The organism is Pacificispira sp. (assembly GCF_965228185.1).
Classification (GTDB): Bacteria; Pseudomonadota; Alphaproteobacteria; order UBA8366; family Aestuariispiraceae; genus Pacificispira.
The window spans coordinates 419,794-437,504 of the sequence record NZ_CBDDHE010000002.1; the positions used below are offsets into that span (position 1 = coordinate 419,794).

Sequence of the window (17,711 nt, forward strand, 5' to 3'; positions counted from 1 at the left end):
GCGCTATTCCTTGTTGATCGGGTCATCCAGCCCGGCATAGTCGCGGGAGGGCGTGACGAAGTGACGGGCCAGCCGGGAAAGGGCGAACAGGCAGATCAGCGCCCCGCCGATTACCATCGACAGGCTGCGGAAGCTTTCGGGAATGCCGAGCAACGCAACCTTGGTCGACCAGCCGAACAGAACGAGCTCCCAGGAGTAGAAGGCCATCAGGCCGCCGAACCCCACCATGAGGAGGTCGCTCAGCACATGAAGCGCCTTGCGCAGTTTCGCGGGGACGCTGATGCGGAACATTTCAACGCTGAGATGGCTGTCCCGGTGAACGCCGACCGCGGCTGCCAGAAAGGTGATGTAGAGCACCATCAGCAGGCCCACCTGTTCCGCCCAGGTCGGTGTGGCGTTCAGGACATAGCGGCCGAACACCAGCCAGCCGAGGACGGAGATCAGCACCACGAGGCATATCCCGGCGATGGCCGTGTTCGCCGCGGCCAGGAAGTCCAGCGCCCGGACGATCCGGCGCCCTAACGATCCATTGTGTTTCATGAAGATCACATTGCCACCGATTGCAGCAATTGGCGTGGATGAATCCGGCCGGCAGTCATAACGTCCACCGGCCGGATACACCGTTCAACACAACCGCAAACCAGACCCGATCAGTCGGTTGCCTTGATCTTCTCGACCAGCGGCCGCAGATCGGGGTGATCGGTCAGGAAGGTTTCGTAGACCGAGGCCATGGCGTTCTGGAACGCGGACTTGTCCGTGATCTCGTTGAACTTGACCCCGGCCTTGAGCACCTGCTCGCGGCTTTGCTCGGCGCGTTTCGCCCAGGCTTCGCGCTGCAGATCCGCGCTTTCGCGGGCCGCCTGCTTTACCGCCGCCTGCGTATCGGCGGACAGCGAGTCCCAGGTCTTCTTGTTGACGCACAGGCATTCCGGAATGATCAGGTGTTCCGACGTCGAATAGTACCCGGCGACCTCGTAATGGTTCGTCGATTCATAGGACGGCCAATTGTTTTCCGCCCCGTCGATGACACCGGTCTTCAGCGATTGATAGACCTCGGAGAAGGCCATCGGCGTGGCATTGCCGCCCATCGCCTCGATCATCTTCACGAACAGATCGTTGTTCATGACGCGGATCTTCATGCCCTTCACATCGTCCGGGGACGCAATCGGCTTCGCGGTGTTATAGAAGGACCGCGCGCCGGAATCGTACCAGGCCAGCGGCTGCAGCCCCTTTTCCGCCAGATGCGCGCCGATCTCCTCGCCGATCGGGCCGTCCATGACCCGGTGCATGTGATCCATGCCCTTGAAGATGAACGGCAGGGACACGACGCTGGCGGCCGGCACGACCTGACCCAGCGGCCCCATGTTGAACACGGCGAAGTCGATCGCACCGACGCGGACCTGTTCGATCGCGTCGGGCTGGCTGCCCAGCACCGCATTGTGGAAAGTCTTCGGGTCGATCTCGCCGCCGGTCGCCGCGCGCACCTTGTCGCCGAAGGCTTCCATACCGGCAGAGACCGGATAATCGGGATCGTGGATGTTCCAGCCCCGCCATTCCTCAGCCTGCGCGGCAGACACCGCAACTGTCACGATCGACGCCGCAACGACCGCAGCGACCCGCGCAACCATCCGTCCTTTGGATACCATTTCGTGATTCCTCCCAGTGGGGTGAGTTAAGTATGGTGTTCTTGTTGTGATAAGACATCATATGACATAACTTCTGGCGGGTCAACAACCCGCTTGCTATGATACGACCCCACAGGACGGCCGATCCGGCCCAGGTTTTGATTGAACAGGACGTACAGATGCAGCAAGCCGAGCGGCGCCCACGGCGCAGCCTCACCCAGCAAGTCATCACGGAACTGAGATCCCGCATCGAATCCGGCAGCCTTCCCGAAGGCACCAAACTGCCGACGGAAGTGGCGCTGATCGAGGAATTCGGCGTCAGCCGCACCGTGATCCGCGAGGCCATCGCCGGACTACGCGCCGACGGGCTGGTCCTGCCCCGCCACGGGGTCGGCGTTTTCGTCACCAAACCGAAGCCGACGGCCAACCTGTCCGGCATATTCAACGTCGATACCGAACGCCTGTCTTCCATCATCGAAGCCCTGGAACTCCGCGCCGCCGTTGAGATCGAGGCTGCGGGCCTGGCGGCGGAGCGGCGCTCTCCCGCCCAGATGGCGAAGATTCTGGAAGCCCTGCAGAACATGGCCAGCGCCGTGGCCGCAGGGGACAGTGCGGAACAGGCCGATTTCGACTTTCACGCGGCCATCGCGGACGCCACCAACAATGCCAATTTCGGAGAGTTCCTGACCTTCCTCGGGCGCCGGACGATCCCCCGGTCGCGCCTTCAGGAGGCCGGCATGGCCGCCACGGCACCGGGCTATATGCAGAAGATCCACGCAGAGCACCAGGCCATCGCCGACGCCATCGCGAACCGGTCGGCCCTGGACGCCCGCGAAGCCATGCGGCTTCACCTGAAGGGCAGCCAGGAACGCTACGAGAGACTGATCCGCTCCAAATCCGATTAAGACATCATACAATATTGACAAACTCATATGATGTCTTATCGTGGCCGCCAGAACCCAATCTGGTGCGTCAGGAGTCCGGCCAATGGAATTTGAAGCGTTGAAGTCACGAGTGGGCAGCGGGCTGCTCTCTTTCCCCGTCACGACATTTCACGACAATTACGACTTCGACGAAGACCGTTACCGCCAGCATATCGAATGGCTGTCGAGCTATGACGCCGCCGCCTTGTTCGCGGCCGGCGGGACCGGTGAGTTCTTTTCGCTGACGCCGGGCGAGGTGGTCCGGGTCGTGCGGGCGGCGAAACAGGCCGCCGGCGACATGCCGATCATCGCCGGCTGCGGCTACGGTCACGGCATTGCAGTCGAACTGGCCCAAGCCGTCGAAAAGGAAGGGGCCGACGCCATGCTCCTTCTGCCCCATTATCTGGTCGGTGCGCCGCAGGAAGGGTTGTTCGCCCATATCAAGGCGGTCTGCGATGCGGTCAAGATCGGGGTGATCATCTACAATCGCGACAATTGCGTCGTACGCACTGACACCCTACAGGCCCTGGCCGATGCCTGCCCGAACCTGATCGGTTTCAAGGACGGGACCGGCGATATCGGGCTGGTCCGTCAGATCTGCGCGACGCTGGGGGACCGGCTGGTCTATATTGGCGGCATGCCGACCCACGAACTCTATGCCGAAGCTTACGATGCCGCCGGGGTGTCGACCTATTCGTCGGCCGTGTTCAATTTCATTCCGGAAATGGCGCTGTCTTTCTATCAGGCGATCCGCCGGCAGGATAAGGCCGCGATCCAGTCCTATCTGGAGGATTTCTTCTTCCCCTATTCGGTGGTTCGCGACCTGAAGCCGGGCTATCCCGTGTCCATCGTCAAGGCGGGCCTGAAACTGATCGGCCGGGATCCCGGCCCGATGCGGCCGCCGCTGACCGACCTGACCGCAGCGGAACTGGACATGTTGCGGCCGCTGCTCGAAAGACATGCCAAGGCAGCTTAGGACATTTTCGACATGGCCAAGATCCGCGAAATCCGAATCCACATCCTGGCCCATACCCTGGCGGAGCCCTTTCAATCGTCGTTTTCGACCTTCACGGAACGGCGGGCCTGCCTGGTCGAAATCTCGACCGATGACGGATTGACCGGCTGGGGCGAATGCCTGGGCCCCGCCGGTCCCAATGCCGCAACCGTCGATGCGATGGCGCAGCGGATCATCGGCTGGGACGCTTCCCGGATCGAAGCGATCTGGCAGCATCTGTTCGTGGAATTCCGGGATCAGGGACCACGCGGCATTACGATCACCGCCCTCAGCGGTATCGACATTGCGCTGTGGGATCTGGCCGGGAAACGGGCGGGCTTGCCGGTTCATGCCCTGATGGGCGCCAGCTTCCGGCAGGACGTGCCGGCCTATGCGACCGGCGGATTTCGCAAGCTCGCGGGCGACAGGGCCGCGCGAACGGCGGAGGAAGCGGCCAACTACGTCGACGAAGGCTTCGGCGCGGTGAAGATCAAGATCGGCTATGGCGTCGCCGAGGACCTTTCGGCGATCGAGGCCGTACGTGCCGCCATCGGGTCCGAGACCGCATTGATGATCGATGCCAATCACGGATATGACGCCATCGAGGCGATCGAACTCGCCAGAGGCGCGGCGGCCTTCGACATCGGCTGGTTCGAGGAACCGGTCGTGCCGGAAGACCTGGCGGGCTATCGCGAAATCCGCCGGGCGCAGCCGATTCCGGTGGCGGCGGGCGAAACCTGGCACACCCGCTGGGCCTTCCGGGATGCCCTGGTCGACCGCTGTGTCGACATCGTTCAGCCCGATGTCTGCGGCACGGGCGGCCTGACGGAGGCCCGAAAGATCGCCGACCTGGCCAGCGCCTTTCACATCCGGGTCGTTCCCCATGTCTGGGGCAGCGGCATCGCCGTTGCGGCGGCGCTTCAGTTTCTCGCGACCCTGCCGCCCGCGCCGACACGGCATGCCGCAAGGGAACCGATGCTGGAATTCGACCGCACGGACAATCCCTTCCAGAAGGCGGTCCTCAAGGCGCCGATCGTACCGGAGAACGGCCGGGTATCGATCCCCGGTGGTCCCGGTCTCGGCATAGAGGTCGATATCGACGGGCTGGCTCGTTTTGCCGACGCCCCGGCTATTTCCCGATCATAGGAGATCCCGATGCCCCGCCCCCTGGATGGCGATCGGCCGACGCTGACCGCCCCGCCATTGACGACGGATACGCATATGCATTTCTTTCTGCCCGGATATGACGGGCAGCCCGGCGGCCCGCCCCTGCCGGAGATGGCGAGCATCGAAGATTACGCCGTCGTTCGGCGGCGCCTGGGGATCGAGCGCGTCATCGCCGTTCAGCCCAATGCCTATCAGGCCGACAATAGCTGCCTGTTGCATTGCCTGCGGCAGCTTGGCGACATCGCCCGCGGTGTCGCGGTGGTAACCCCGGACACGGCCGAAGACGAATTGCTGTCGCTGCACGATGCCGGCGTGCGCGGTGCCCGGATCATGAACCTGCCCGGCGGGGGGATCGGTCTGGACCGGATGCGGGAGGTCGAGAGCCTGGTCCGGCCCCTCGGCTGGCATCTGATCGTCCAGTTCGACGGCCGCAATATCCTGGACTACCTGCCGCTGCTGCGCGGCCTTCAGGGGCGCTTCATCGTCGATCACATCGGCAAGTTCCTGGAGCCGGTCCCGACGGATGCCCCGTCCTTCCTGGAGCTGAAGCGGCTGCTGGATTCGGATCGCTGCTATCTGAAACTGGCCGGTTGCTATGAGACGTCGAAGGCCGGTGCGCCAAAATTCGACGATGTCGGGCGCCTTGCCACGGACCTGATCGCGCATGCCCCGGAACGCATGATCTGGGGCAGCAACTGGCCGCATATCGGCGTCAGCGCCGACCGGTATCCGGACGATGCGCAACTTCTCGACGTGTTGGGGGATTGGACCGGAAACGACCCTGCCCTCCTGCACCGAATCCTTGTCGACACGCCCGCCGAACTGTACGGATTCTAAGTCTTCTTCTTAGACCACCCCTGCCCCCCGCGCATCCCATGCACGCTTTCTGAAAGGACCCGCCATGCTTCCCGTCGACCTGAAACTTCTGATCAACGGCCGCTGGACGGACGGAACCGCCGGCCACCGGGAGCCCGTTTTCAACCCGGCCGATGAAGAGGTTATCGGCGACCTGCCCTTCGCCTCCGATGCCGATATCGACGAAGCGCTGGCCGCATCCCTCGACGGTTTCCGGGTCTGGCGCGCCACGCCCGCCATTCAACGACAGGCCGTCATGGAAAAGGCCGCAATCCTGATGGCAGAGCGCAAGGAGACCATCGCGCGTATCCTGACAATGGAAATGGGCAAGGCCCTGGCCGAATCCCGGGCCGAGGTCGATTTCGTCATCGGCGTGACGCGCTGGTACGGCGAGGAGGGCAAGCGTGCCTATGGCCGCCTGATCCCGCCGCGCGCGCCGGGTGTCCGTCAGATCGTCCACAAGGAGCCGGTCGGCCCGGTCTGCGCCTTCGTCGCCTGGAACTTCCCCGGGACCAACTTCATCCGCAAGGTTGCCGGCGCCCTGGGGGCGGGCTGTTCCATCGTGATCAAGCCCAGCGAGGAGACGCCCGGCACTGCCATCGCCATCGCGCAATGCTTCCAGGATGCCGGACTTCCCGACGGTGTCTTGAACCTGGTCTTCGGTATCCCGTCGGCGGTGTCGGAACGTATCCTGCAATCCCCCATCCCGCGCAAACTGTCCTTCACCGGCAGCGTCCCCGTCGGCAAGCATTTGCAGAAGCTGGCGGCCGACACGTTGAAGCGCACGACGATGGAACTGGGCGGGCATGCCCCGGTCATCGTTTGCGACGACGCGGATCTGGACCGTGCGCTGGACACGATGGTGCCGTTCAAATACCGCAATGCCGGTCAGGTCTGCATCTCGCCGACCCGCTTTATCGTTCAGGACGGTCTGCACGACCGGTTCGTCGACGGGTTTGTCCAGCGCGCAAATGCGATACAGGTTGGAAACGGCCTGGAGGACGGCGTCCAGATGGGACCGCTGATCGCCGCGCGCCGGCAGGCGGTGATGGAATCCTTTGTCGAGGACGCGACCCGGCGGGGCGCGAAGCTGCTGAGCGGTGGCGAACGCATCGGCAATCGCGGCTATTTCTTCGCGCCGACGGTCCTTGCCGACGTGCCCCACGACGCCGAAATCATGCGTGAGGAGCCCTTCGGCCCGGTTGCACCGATCGTCCGGTTCGCCGATCTGGACGAGGCGATCGGCATCGCCAACAGCGTAACGGTCGGCCTGGCATCCTATGCGTTCACGGCCGATCCGAAACGCGCCGCCCGCCTGTCTGCGGAGCTGAATGCAGGCATGGTCGGCATCAACAATCCGGGTGTGTCGACACCGGAAACGCCGTTCGGCGGCGTCGATGAATCCGGTTACGGATCGGAAGGCGGGATCGAAGGTCTGGAAGCGTTCCTGCGCACCAAATTCGTTTCCGAAACCTATATCTGACGCCGCGGAAAGGGCTTCGGCGACCGACCGGTCATTGCTGATATTCGGATCCGTCGGTCTGTTCACCGGTCAGTTGCCGGATCAGGCCGTGGACGTCGCCCAGCACCCAAAGGTCGCGAACCCTGGGGCCATCGAAGTGAAAAATCGGCGCGCCGTACCACCAGACATGCCGTCCGGTGGCGGCGTGTCCGAACATTGTGTCCCGATGTGTCCCGTGAAAGCGGAGTTTCCCTGAAACCCGGTTCCCCTCCTCCATCATCTCCAGAATATCGGACGTGTAGTTTCCCAGTGCCTGTGTCACCCAGCGGACATAGCCGGCAAATTGTTCATGGCCAACGAGGGTCGGGCCCAGCGAGCCCCTGAACGTGAAGTCCGGATGAAAGATTTCCGGGATCAGCGACAGATCCGCATGGTCCCACATGTCCTTATAGAACTTTCGAACGACTTCCTTCTGCGGGCTTAGCGCCCTGTCCCCGAACGTCATGGCGGGTTCGTCAAATGGGGGCATTCTGCGTCCTTTCCGGCAGACCGGGTTCCATGAAGCGGTCCCTTACAAGGGAACGACCTCAAACCTCGCCGCCAGTTTCTGGTTCTGGGCCACAATTGCCGGGTCCGGCAGAACCGGGCCTTTCATTCGACCCGCGATCCCGTCCTCGTCCAGATGGGGCAGCACCTGCGGGAACATGGGACCGCCGATCGGGTCACCCGGCTGCAGCCCGTGCCGCCAGGCGACCTGAAGCTCCGTTTCGGTGGGCGCGTAACGGGCATCGTCCCCGCACCAGCGCGTCGCGATGGCCCGCCTGTTCAGCCCCCCGGCGGGTTTGCCGCGCGAACCATGCAGGGTCAGGGCGTGAAACAGGACAGCGTCGCCCGGCTGCATGTCCCAACTGGCGATCCGATAGCTGTCCCGGGCACCGTCAAAGTCCGGCGCCGGATCGAATTCCGCCACGGACTTCACGATCCCACCGACCCCCAGAGGCCGGAAACGCTGCGGCCATTTGTGGGAACCGACTATGAATTCCAGGGCGGATTCCTCCGCCTTTACCGGATCGACCGAGGTCCAGACCGATGCGATCTGAGTACCGCTCAGCGGAAAGAATGTCATGTCGTGATGCCAGGGCGTCCGGTCGGCGTTATACGCCTGCTTCACGAAGATCTGGTCGCAGAACAGATTGACGCGCGCCGACCTGAATGCCTGCTGAACGAGCCCGGCCGTCGGTCCGAACAGGGCGAAATCCCGCACATTATCGTTCATGTGCCAGGTATAGGGGTCGGACCGGAAGAACGGTTTCTTCGCCTCGGCCGACCGGTCGTCGCCGAAACCGCATATCTCATCCAGCGCGGCCTGGACGGTATCGATCCATTTCGACGAATAGAGACCCCGCACGACGATAACCCCATCGCGCCAGAAGGCATCAATCTCCGCCTCCGAAAGGGGCCGTGCGGGTGTTTCGGGTATCAGCATCGAGACTCCTCCAGGACTGCGCCACTGTCTTGATCACAAGGTGCCGCCAATTGGGCCAACAGACGTTCGAGATCCTGCCATTGCGACGGGGCCAGAGGGGACTGCGGCGCGACAGGATCGCCGACATTATAGCCCTGGATCGTCAGCCCGGCCTTCACACAGGCCGCCAATCCGTTGCGATTGAAGAAATCGTTCAACACCCAAAGCCGCCTTTGCAAGGCCGCCGCGCGTTCCCATTCGCCCTTGCGGCAGAAATCGTAAAGCCGGACGCATTGTTCGGGAACAAGGCAGGCGGGGCCGGCCATCCAGCCTTGCCCGCCGATCATCATTACCGCGACGGGCAGATGGGACGAGGCGGCGAAAATGCCCAAATCATCCCCGCATCTGTCCTGGATGGACAACAATCGTCCGGTATTGAAGGACGCATCCTTGAGGTATTGGATACGTTCGTGCTGCGACAGACGCACAATCATGTCGATGGACAGGTCGGTTCGCTGAAAATTGGGATTCGTATAGAGAACGATCGGCACGGCGACCGCATCGGCAATCGCGCGGAAGTATCCTTCCACCTGATGCGGCGCGAGGGGAAAATAGGAATCGATGACGGCGATGATCCCGTCGACCCCCAGGTTTTCGTATCCCCTCGCCTGGTCGACGGCATCCCTGGTCGAGGTCGAGGAGACACCTGCCAGAACCGGCACACGCTTCTCGGCGGCCGCGACGACCGTCTGCACGACGGCTTCCTTCTGTCCCCGGTCCAGATAGGCGAATTCGCCCGTCGACCCAAGGGCCGCGAGGCCATGGACACCCTTGGCGATCAGATCGCCGCATAGTGTCGCCAGCACCTGCCGACGAACAGTGCCGTCGGGCGATACCGGAGAGACGATATAGGGAAAAATTCCGTCAAACCGAGGCATGAGCGTTCCCCGGTTGCAGGTGTAGCAGAAGCTCCTTCGCCGCCACGGCCGCGTCGCTTGCATGGTCCGCCAGGGTCTCCGATCGGGACCCGATCAGGCGCCGCGCAACCATATGCTCCGCGGGCTGATTGACGGATTCGACCGAGGCCAATTGACCATTCCGGAAACGGAAGACGGAAAACCGGTTCCGCTCCGGGTCGCCCCTAAGAACCTGCCGATCGGCCTCGCCGGGCAGGCCGGCGATCTGCAGCTTGTCGCTCCCCTGGTCGCTCCAGAACCAAGGCACCGCCGCATAGGGTCTCCGGTCTCCGGTTAGCCGCCGCGCCACGCAGCGGGCATGGTCATTTGCGTTCTGAACGCTTTCCAAACGGATCGGCGCCGCCGCATGGGGTGAGGGAAATTGGGCACAGTCACCGATGGCCGAAATGGCCGGATCTGTCGTCGAAAGATACGTATCGACGACGATGCCGTTGTCCACGGCCAGGCCGGCGCGCGCAGCCAGTTCGGTATTCGGCATCACACCGATCCCGGCCACGACGAGGTCTGCCTCAATCTCGCCGCCCGCTGTCGTCAATAGGGTCGCCCGGTTTCCGAGGTGCCGGAAGATTTCGGCGAGCCCCTGCCCAAGGTGAAAGCGCACCCCCGCGTCCTGATGGCGATGGCGGAAGAAATCGGACACCTCTTCCGAGGTCGCGCGGGCCATGACCCGCATGCCGATATCCACGACCTCCACGGTTTTGCCCTGCGCGGCGGCCAGTGCCGCGAATTCCAATCCGATGAACCCGGCGCCGATGACGGCGACCCGGCGGGTCTGCGGCAGGCGCACTCGCAGGATATCGGCGTCCCTCAGGCTCTTCAGATAGTGGACCCCGGTGTCCCCGGCCGGCGCCGAGACGCGTCGGTTAACCGTCCCCATCGCCAGGATCAGATGATCGTAAGGCAAGGCATCCCCGGTACCCAGCCGCACCTGCTGCCGGTCGCGGTCGATTTCCTCCGCGACGCCGGAAACCAGATGAATATCGTGGTCCGCAAAGGCCGTCTCCGCGCGAAGCAGGATTTCGTCGCGGCGTCCCGATTTCATATAGCCTTTGGATAGCGGCGGCCTTTGATACGGCGCGGCCTCCTCGCCATTCACCAGGGTCACCCGGCCCCTGAACCCGTTCTCGCGCAGCGCAAACGCCGCCTGGCAACCGGCGTGGCCGGCACCCAGAATGACGATGGTTTCCATGTCCTACCCCGCCCGGTCTTGCCGATCAGAATTGCGTTTCCGGGATGTGCAGGATCAGGCTGTCGATCTCGTCGGACAGTTCGATCTGACAGCACAGCCGGCTGGTCGCCTTTCGCGGGGCCGCGACGAGGTCCAGCATATCCCCTTCCTCGTCACTGGGCGGCGGAAGCTTTTCGATGTCCGCTTCATCGACATAGACATGGCAGGTCCCGCAGGACAGCGCGCCGCCGCATTCGGCTTCGATCCCGCCGATTCCGTTCAGGCGCGCCGCGTTCATCGCGGAGGAATTGCCTGAAACGGTTACTTCGCGGCGAACGCCCTGCGGCGATACAAAGGTCAGGCTAGGCATGGCTGATAATCCTTCCTTCTGGTCAGGCGCCTGCGATCGCGGCGCCCTGAACCGGTTTGGCCGCGATCTGGTCCGCCAACAGAATGTCTCGGGCCTCATCGGGGTCTAATCCATGGGCGTCGATCAGATCGCGGCATTCGTCGATCATCCGGTCGACGCCCTCCATCATCTTGATCCGCTTGTAGATATCCTCGGCATGGAGCCCCATGCTCTCGCCGATGATTTCCATGACGTTGACGATTTCGAACGAAACGTCCTTTTCGAAATGGCAGAGTTCGCGGTGACAGGCATGGAACACGGTCGCCAACGTGGTGACGCCGGCATCCGCCGCTGCCTGGAACTCCTTCTCGCGCAGAGCATCCTTGAAGCGAGGCGTCACCGTCAGATAGTTGGACATCAGGCCGGCACGCGGCACATCCAGATCTACCAATTCGACACCCGGGATCTCCCGCAGGATGGCCTTCACCGCCCGCGTAACACCGGGCAGGCCCGGCCGTTCGTTCAGGGCGACGGTCTTGTTCACACGGTGTTTGAAATGCGGCCGAAGCTGATCGAGCCGCGTTTCCAGAAACTCGAAGAACGGCTGCAGGTGGAAAGACCGATCCTGCGTCATCTTCTCGTAATTGGGAATGATGATCTCATCGAACTGCGACTGGCAGCTGGGACACCAGGATACTTTTGCCGGCGCATCGATTTCCCGGATCTGGTTCAGGGTACTCAACCCGGCGCGCCCGGAAGTCTCGCCATCGCCGGCGCGAAACTGGTTGATGCCGCAGCAGGCCGACGTCCCGCCGACGACCTGATACCGTGCGCCGATCCGTTCCAGGACATCCAGGCACAGGACCAGGATATGCGGGGTCTTATGGATGTTGCACCCCGTGAACAGCACCAGATCCGCCGCTTCGGGCTCGCCGGCCGCCGCGCGCGACGGCTGCAGACGGTCAATGGCCTGTTGCGGCAATTGTAGGCGCGACACAACCCGGACCGTCTTCGCCATGGACCGGAACGACTTCAGGGCGTTGGCCTTCACCGTCGCCCCGTCGCGCTTCCGAATCCGGGCGTAATTCGCCAATCGGACGAGCATGCGCGGATCGACGCCATAGTCGCAGGCATCGGCACACAGGCCGCTGCTCGAACAGGCCGCCGCCCAGTTCCGGGCTTCCTCGGTCCCGTCGCCCCCGCGCAACAGATCGATCATGCCGTGCAGGACGCCAGGGGGATCCGCCGCGTCGATGCCGATGGCGCCGGTCATCGGACAGGCGGTGAAACAATTGCCACAGGCCGTACAGGCCTCTGCCATCGCGTCCATTCGAACACGAAGGGCGTCTACAAATTCCATGAAAGGTCTCCTTTGGGCGGGCCCGCGCTTCAGCGGGCCGTCCAGCCGCCATCCGCGAAAAGGGTCGAACCTGTGCAGAAGGACGATTCATCGCTGGCCAGGAAAAGCATGGCGGCGGCGATCTCTTCCGGACGACCGAGGCGGTTGAACAATTGGCGCTGTTCCAGATGGGCGCGAAGCTTTTCCGGGTCCGGGCTTTCCGCGAACAGGCGGTCGTAATAGGGCGACTCCACGGTCCCGGCGCCGATGCAGTTCACGCGAATTTTCTGATCTGCGTGATCCAGTGCCATCGCCCGGGTCAAGGCCGCGACCGCCCCTTTGGAGGCGACATAGGCCGCCCGGTTGTAGATGCCGACGACAGAGGCAGCGGACGCCGTATTGATAATCGAACCTCCGCCTTGTGCTGCCATGATCGGGATCACCGCCTTGCAGCCGAAGAACACGCCGTTGACATTCGTCGCCATCAGCGCGTTCCAGTCGGCCGCCGTCGTGTCGACGACCGTCCCGCCGATGCCATATCCCGCATTGTTGACCAGGACATCGATCCGCCCCCAGGTCGTCTGGGCCCGTTCGACCATGTTGACGACCTGATCTTCGTTCGAGACATCGGTTTCCGTCGCAAAGGCCTTGCCGCCCGCGGCCTCGATCTCCTTCGCGACCCGCTCACCGTCGGCCTGGTTGCGATCGGCGATGCAGACGGACGCCCCCTCCCTTGCGAAGAGCAGCGCAGCGGCATGTCCGATCCCCGACCCGCCCCCCGTGATGATGGCAGTTTTGTTCCTTAGGCGCATACCATGCTCCTTGCATAATGGTTCGGATGGGTTCGATGGGACGACGCAGCAGGACCGGCGGCCCGGAAGGACCGCGGCGATGATGCCTCAATGATCGGGCGGACGGCCCGGTTCAGCTTCCCAGAAGGGCGATTTCCGTGGTGCGGATATGCGCCTGCAGCGCCTTTGCGAGCGCCACGGCGTCGCGCGACCGCAGGGCGTTCAGAATGTCCTGATGCTCGCGCTGCCGGATCTCGGCCGCCGCCGGATTGGCCCCGCGTTCCGCCAGATAGGACACGACGTGAAACTGGATTTGTAGCTGGGCATAGAACCGGCTCAGGGTCGGGTTGCCCGCCAGAGCGACGATCGCGGAATGGAAATCCGTGTTGGCCCGGACGAAATCCGAAGACGATCCCGCATCCCCCAGCCGTTCGACCCCCCGTGACAGATCCATCAGATCCGCGTCGGTCACGTTCTCCACGGCGTATTGCGCGGCAAAGGTCTCCAAGGTCGACCGAAGGGCAAACAACTGACGCGCCTGATCGTGCTCGATCGGATTGACGACCGTCCCGCTTCGGCCCGCGACGGAGAGGAACCCCTCGCTTTGCAATCGGTTGATGGCTTCCCGGACCGGTGTGCGGCCAATCTTCAGCCGGTCCGCCAGAAGATAGACCGATGTCCGCTCTCCCGGACGCAAGCCTCGGCTCAGCACCAAATCGATAATGCCGTAATAGGCCTGATCGACCGCGGAGAGTTCTTTCACAGATGTTTTCGAAATCTTGGCCACCTTTGACCGGCTCTTCTCTCTGGCCCGTTGAGGCGCCCAATGTAGTGACCCGGTCCTCCCGGACGCAAGGGGTTAGCAGGCAAGCGCGCGTCTGGAACCGGATGCCGGGTCGACCATCCGCAGTCTTGCCCCCTTGCCGGTCGCATCGCGCGGCGGGCCAGGCGCCGTCCGTCCTTTTCCGGGAAATCCGATTACCGTGAGAAGTCACTTCCGCCTCCATTCCGACCGAATAATAGCAATGGCAGTTTTATATGTCAAATTGACATGTCAATTAATTGATACCCTCCCGACGCCCGGATACGCCAGGTGCGGATTCAGGTCCCGGATCCACGTCCGGAGCCGGGACCTTCCAGCCTATCAGGCGTCCAGCACCAGATCCGATATGGGGAAGGCCTGGCATGCCAGGCAGGAATCCGGCTCGCCTTCTGCGATTTCGACGAAGTGTCCGACCTCTCCCGCGACCACCGGCAGGGAGCAGCTTTCGCATTGGCCGGTCCTGCAGCCCGCTGGCAGAGACAACCCCTTGCTTTCCGCGAACTCCAGGATGGACCCATCCTGGGGCGTCCACCTGACCGTCGTGCCCTGTTGCCGGAAGACGATGTCGCAGGGCTTGAGGGTTTCGGATGTGCTGCGCTTCGGCGCGATGAAGCGCTCGTGGAAAATCTCAAAGGCGGGCACGCCGCGCGCCAGCAGCCCGGCCCGGAACTCGGTCAGCATCTCGTCCGGTCCGCACATATAGAACCGGGCCCGCCGGGCGAAGAGATCCGCATCGATCCGCTCCAAAGTCAGGCGACCGGGCGTGAAGTCCCCGGTATCGCCGGGCAGTGGACGGCTGTAGAAATTCCGAACCGTCAGATTCGGCACCGCGTCCGCTAGTGCCGCGATCCGGTCCCGGAAGGCGTGATGATCGCCATCGCGCGATCCGTAATAAAGCCGGATCTCCGGCCCCTCGCCGCCGGCAAGCTGTTCCAGCAGGCTCATGAAAGGGGTGATGCCGATCCCGGCCGCCAACAATACGACCGGGAACTCGTTCTCGAACGGCAGCGTGAAATGGCCGTCCGGGCACCCGGCCTCCAATTCCTCCCCGACCGATATGTCGCTCATCCTGCCCGACATCTGACCGTCCTCAAGCCGCCGGATCGCGACCCGGTATGCCGTCGGCGCCGTGCTGGGCGCGCCGATCAGGGAATAGGAGCGCGACGGCGAAACCTGCCCGTTCGGCGGCAGTCTCATGGGCAGGAACTGTCCCGCCTTGAAGGGCGCGAGGACACCCCCATCCCGGTCCGCCAGAGTGAGGGAGGTGACCCCCGGCGCCTCAACCGTCTTGTCCGTCACGATCAGGCGCCGGTATCCGTTCCAGCGCCGGCCGTGCTCGGACCGGGCGGGCCGAACCTCGCATACCAGCGACCGGACCGCCGGCGCCCCGCTGACCGGGTCCAGACAATCGGAGCGCACGATGGAGTTATAATTGGCATCCGTTGCGCCGCCGATCTCATAGGCCGGGGCACCGATATCCGGGGCGGATTGCCACCAGCCGTATTCCGCGACGACCAGGCCCGGATGCAGATCCGCATCGAAGCGCGCCTCCATCGTCACATGGCGCTCGCCGCGCAAAATCTCGACCAGCTCAAATTCCGCGATCCCGCGCGCCCTGGCCGTATCGGGATGGATATCGATCCGCGGCTTTACCGATTTCCGCCGCAGCGTGGAAAGTCCGCGATGCTGGGTGTGGCAGTAATATCCATTCTTCGCGGTGGTCAGGACCAGAGGATGGCGGTCGTCCGTCGATTCGGGTGCAACATAGTCCGGCACCGGGGCATAGCCGTGCTGCTGCAGCAGGCTGGAATAGAGTTCGACCCGCCGCGAGGGCGTATTGAATCCCTTCACCCCGCCATCGCCATTGTCCGCACCATAGGCCCGATAGCCGTGCTGCAGCGGGACGGTCACGCCTTCCGGGTTTTCCCGCAGCGTCGCCGTGGTTACGCCGAGCGGTTCCAGGATCTCGTCATGGGCGGCATCCCAATCCCCATGGGCGAACTGGCCACCGAACCCCAAGCGTTCGGCCAGCGCGGCGGCGATATCGAAGTCGGACCGGGCCTCCCCTCTCGGCGCGACCATGGCCGGACGGAGTTGCAGCAATTGCTGCGCCGACAGCGACAACTCGAAACCGGGCCGCAACCCTTCCCGCTCCCACGCGCTGGTGACGGGCAGCACGATATCGGCGAACATCGCACTGGGGTTCAGGAACATGTCGCAATGGACCTGCAGTTCCAGACTTTTGAGCGCTGCCTTTCCGGCATCCGGGTCGGGCTGCGACGACAGGACATTGCTGCCGAAGCTGACCAGGGCGCGTATGCGATACGGCTTCGCTTCCAGGATGGCGCGGTAAAGTTCCGCCCCGGTGACCCAGCCACCGCTTCCGGGGCCGAGCGGCCGCTCCGCCAGCCCCAGGGCCTTCGCCGCCTGGTCGGGGTCCAGCATGGAATAGGCGCTGATCGGGCGCATCGGCATGGCAGGCCAGGCCACATTGCCGCCCGGGGTGTCATACTGTCCGGTCAGGGCGAAAAGACAGGCGATGGCGCGGTCCGTCTGTGTCGCGTTGCCGTGCTGCCCGACGCCGGTCCAGCAATAGTAGCTGATGCGCTTTGCCGCGCAGATGCGCCGGGCGAACTGCCGGATGGCCTCCGGCTCCAGCCAGCATATCTCGGCCGCGTATTCGGGCGTATACCGCGCCGCCGCCTTCCGCAGATGGGAAAATGCGGTGCGGTATGAGACCTGAGAGCCGTCCTGCAATTCGGCCGTCCCGGTGTGATCCAGCGCCAGGGCCGCGCACAGATCGGCGGGCGGCCTTACGCGGGTGTCCAAGGCAACCAGCGTTTTCGTTCTGGCATCGAATGCGACGAATGCCTCTTCCGGCGACAATCCGACATCCGCGGCGCGCAGCATCTCGCCACTGTCGTCCCGCACCAGGAATGGGGCATTCGACCATTGCCGCACGAAATCCGCATCGAACCCTTCGGTTTCGATCAATTCCCGGATCAATGCGAGGGCCAGGGCCCCATCGGTTCCGGGGCGGACGCGCAGCCATTGCGCCGCCTTGGCGCCGGTGCCGGTCTTCCTGGGATCGACGGTCACCAGATCCGCACCGTCGCGCAGGGCACGCGATATGACATCGGCCTGGGCCAGCCATACGGCCTCGGGATTGTGCCCCCAGAGCACAATCAGATCGCTGTTCCCGTAATCCGGCACCGGCAGACCCGTACCGACGGTCAGCTTGTGCATATGGTCCTTGTGCCAGTTACACAGTTCCGTCGCCCAGCTGATATTCGGGCTGCCGAAGTTCCAAACGAACCGTTCCAGCCAGGGTAACGCGTCGGAAATCGAGGTCGCACTGGGGGAGGAGAACGAGAATGCGACGGATTCGGGCCCGGTTTCCGACGCGATCTGCTTCAGCGTGCCGGCGATGGCGTCCAGCGCTTCATCCCATTCGATTTCGACGAAACCCGGATCCGCATCGCCTTTCGGCCGGGTCCGGCGCAGGGGTTTGGTCAGTCGGCGCGCACTGTGGACGAGTTCCGGCGCGGCACGGCCTTTCGGGCAGACGGCCTTTCCGGTCGGGTGACCGGGATAGGGGCGCACAGAGACAAGACGACCATCCTCGACCCGGTTCAGGGTACCGCAACGCGACCGGCATAAGGTGCAGAAGCCGGGAACTTCTCCGGCATCCCGCGGCGCTTCCGCCCCGAGGTCAATTGTCGAACTGGTCATGCTTCCTCCTGTCTGGAGTCGGTCGAAATGGTTCCGACGGT

The 17,711-nt window shown here is 63.5% G+C and carries 16 protein-coding genes; 5 read left to right on the forward strand and 11 right to left on the reverse strand.

What is annotated here, in order from left to right:
* Positions 1 to 3: 3 nt before the first annotated feature.
* Together ACO06O_RS01975 and ACO06O_RS01980 are read right to left on the reverse strand one after the other, a co-directional pair.
* Positions 4 to 540 carry a TRAP transporter small permease gene (locus ACO06O_RS01975; RefSeq protein ID WP_421875734.1) on the reverse strand — a complete coding sequence of 179 codons (537 nt, stop codon included), beginning with the start codon at positions 538 to 540 and terminating at the stop codon, positions 4 to 6.
* Between the two features lie 110 nt (positions 541 to 650).
* Positions 651 to 1,646 carry a TRAP transporter substrate-binding protein gene (locus tag ACO06O_RS01980; protein WP_421875736.1) on the reverse strand — a complete coding sequence of 332 codons (996 nt, stop codon included), beginning with the start codon at positions 1,644 to 1,646 and terminating at the stop codon, positions 651 to 653.
* Positions 1,647 to 1,804: 158 nt separating this feature from the next.
* Here ACO06O_RS01980 and ACO06O_RS01985 point away from each other — a divergent pair, with 158 nt between their 5' ends.
* From ACO06O_RS01985 to ACO06O_RS02005, 5 genes are all read left to right on the forward strand, one after another.
* The gene (locus ACO06O_RS01985; protein ID WP_421875738.1) at positions 1,805 to 2,530 is read left to right on the forward strand and encodes a FadR/GntR family transcriptional regulator; all 726 of its coding nucleotides are present in this window, start codon (positions 1,805 to 1,807) and stop codon (positions 2,528 to 2,530) included.
* A gap of 82 nt (positions 2,531 to 2,612) precedes the next feature.
* Positions 2,613 to 3,524, forward strand: coding sequence for a 5-dehydro-4-deoxyglucarate dehydratase (gene kdgD / locus ACO06O_RS01990; RefSeq protein ID WP_420418083.1), 912 nt, complete (start codon positions 2,613 to 2,615; stop codon positions 3,522 to 3,524).
* A gap of 12 nt (positions 3,525 to 3,536) precedes the next feature.
* The gene (locus ACO06O_RS01995; RefSeq protein ID WP_421875740.1) at positions 3,537 to 4,688 is read left to right on the forward strand and encodes a mandelate racemase/muconate lactonizing enzyme family protein; all 1,152 of its coding nucleotides are present in this window, start codon (positions 3,537 to 3,539) and stop codon (positions 4,686 to 4,688) included.
* 9 nt (positions 4,689 to 4,697) lie between these two features.
* Positions 4,698 to 5,546 (forward strand): amidohydrolase family protein, encoded by an 849-nt coding sequence (locus tag ACO06O_RS02000; RefSeq protein ID WP_421875742.1) that lies wholly within the window; start codon positions 4,698 to 4,700, stop codon positions 5,544 to 5,546.
* Between the two features lie 64 nt (positions 5,547 to 5,610).
* Complete coding sequence (locus tag ACO06O_RS02005) at positions 5,611 to 7,047, forward strand: NAD-dependent succinate-semialdehyde dehydrogenase (protein WP_421875745.1); 1,437 nt, start codon at positions 5,611 to 5,613, stop codon at positions 7,045 to 7,047.
* 31 nt (positions 7,048 to 7,078) lie between these two features.
* On the opposite strand, the gene ACO06O_RS02010 is transcribed toward ACO06O_RS02005, so the two are convergent.
* The 9 genes from ACO06O_RS02010 to ACO06O_RS02050 form a co-directional block, all read right to left on the reverse strand.
* Positions 7,079 to 7,555, reverse strand: a complete 477-nt coding sequence (locus ACO06O_RS02010; protein WP_421875747.1) for an ester cyclase — start codon at positions 7,553 to 7,555, stop codon at positions 7,079 to 7,081.
* Between the two features lie 42 nt (positions 7,556 to 7,597).
* Positions 7,598 to 8,512, reverse strand: coding sequence for a phytanoyl-CoA dioxygenase family protein (locus ACO06O_RS02015; RefSeq protein WP_421875749.1), 915 nt, complete (start codon positions 8,510 to 8,512; stop codon positions 7,598 to 7,600).
* Positions 8,506 to 9,429, reverse strand: a complete 924-nt coding sequence (locus ACO06O_RS02020) for a dihydrodipicolinate synthase family protein (RefSeq protein WP_421875751.1) — start codon at positions 9,427 to 9,429, stop codon at positions 8,506 to 8,508. Before ACO06O_RS02020 ends, ACO06O_RS02015 begins: the two co-directional genes overlap by 7 nt.
* Positions 9,416 to 10,657 carry an NAD(P)/FAD-dependent oxidoreductase gene (locus ACO06O_RS02025; RefSeq protein ID WP_421875753.1) on the reverse strand — a complete coding sequence of 414 codons (1,242 nt, stop codon included), beginning with the start codon at positions 10,655 to 10,657 and terminating at the stop codon, positions 9,416 to 9,418. Before ACO06O_RS02025 ends, ACO06O_RS02020 begins: the two co-directional genes overlap by 14 nt.
* A gap of 25 nt (positions 10,658 to 10,682) precedes the next feature.
* Positions 10,683 to 11,006: a 2Fe-2S iron-sulfur cluster-binding protein gene (locus tag ACO06O_RS02030; protein WP_421875755.1), complete on the reverse strand. Its 324-nt coding sequence runs from the start codon at positions 11,004 to 11,006 to the stop codon at positions 10,683 to 10,685.
* 22 nt (positions 11,007 to 11,028) lie between these two features.
* On the reverse strand, positions 11,029 to 12,345 hold the full coding sequence (locus tag ACO06O_RS02035; protein ID WP_421875757.1) for a (Fe-S)-binding protein: 1,317 nt from the start codon (positions 12,343 to 12,345) through the stop codon (positions 11,029 to 11,031).
* A 29-nt stretch (positions 12,346 to 12,374) separates the two neighbouring features.
* Positions 12,375 to 13,136, reverse strand: a complete 762-nt coding sequence (locus ACO06O_RS02040) for an SDR family oxidoreductase (protein ID WP_421875759.1) — start codon at positions 13,134 to 13,136, stop codon at positions 12,375 to 12,377.
* A 112-nt stretch (positions 13,137 to 13,248) separates the two neighbouring features.
* Complete coding sequence (locus tag ACO06O_RS02045; protein WP_421875760.1) at positions 13,249 to 13,878, reverse strand: GntR family transcriptional regulator; 630 nt, start codon at positions 13,876 to 13,878, stop codon at positions 13,249 to 13,251.
* Between the two features lie 381 nt (positions 13,879 to 14,259).
* A complete protein-coding gene (locus ACO06O_RS02050; RefSeq protein ID WP_421875761.1) occupies positions 14,260 to 17,670 on the reverse strand; it encodes a molybdopterin-dependent oxidoreductase in 3,411 nt (1,136 codons plus the stop codon).
* Between the last annotated feature and the right edge of the window lie 41 nt (positions 17,671 to 17,711).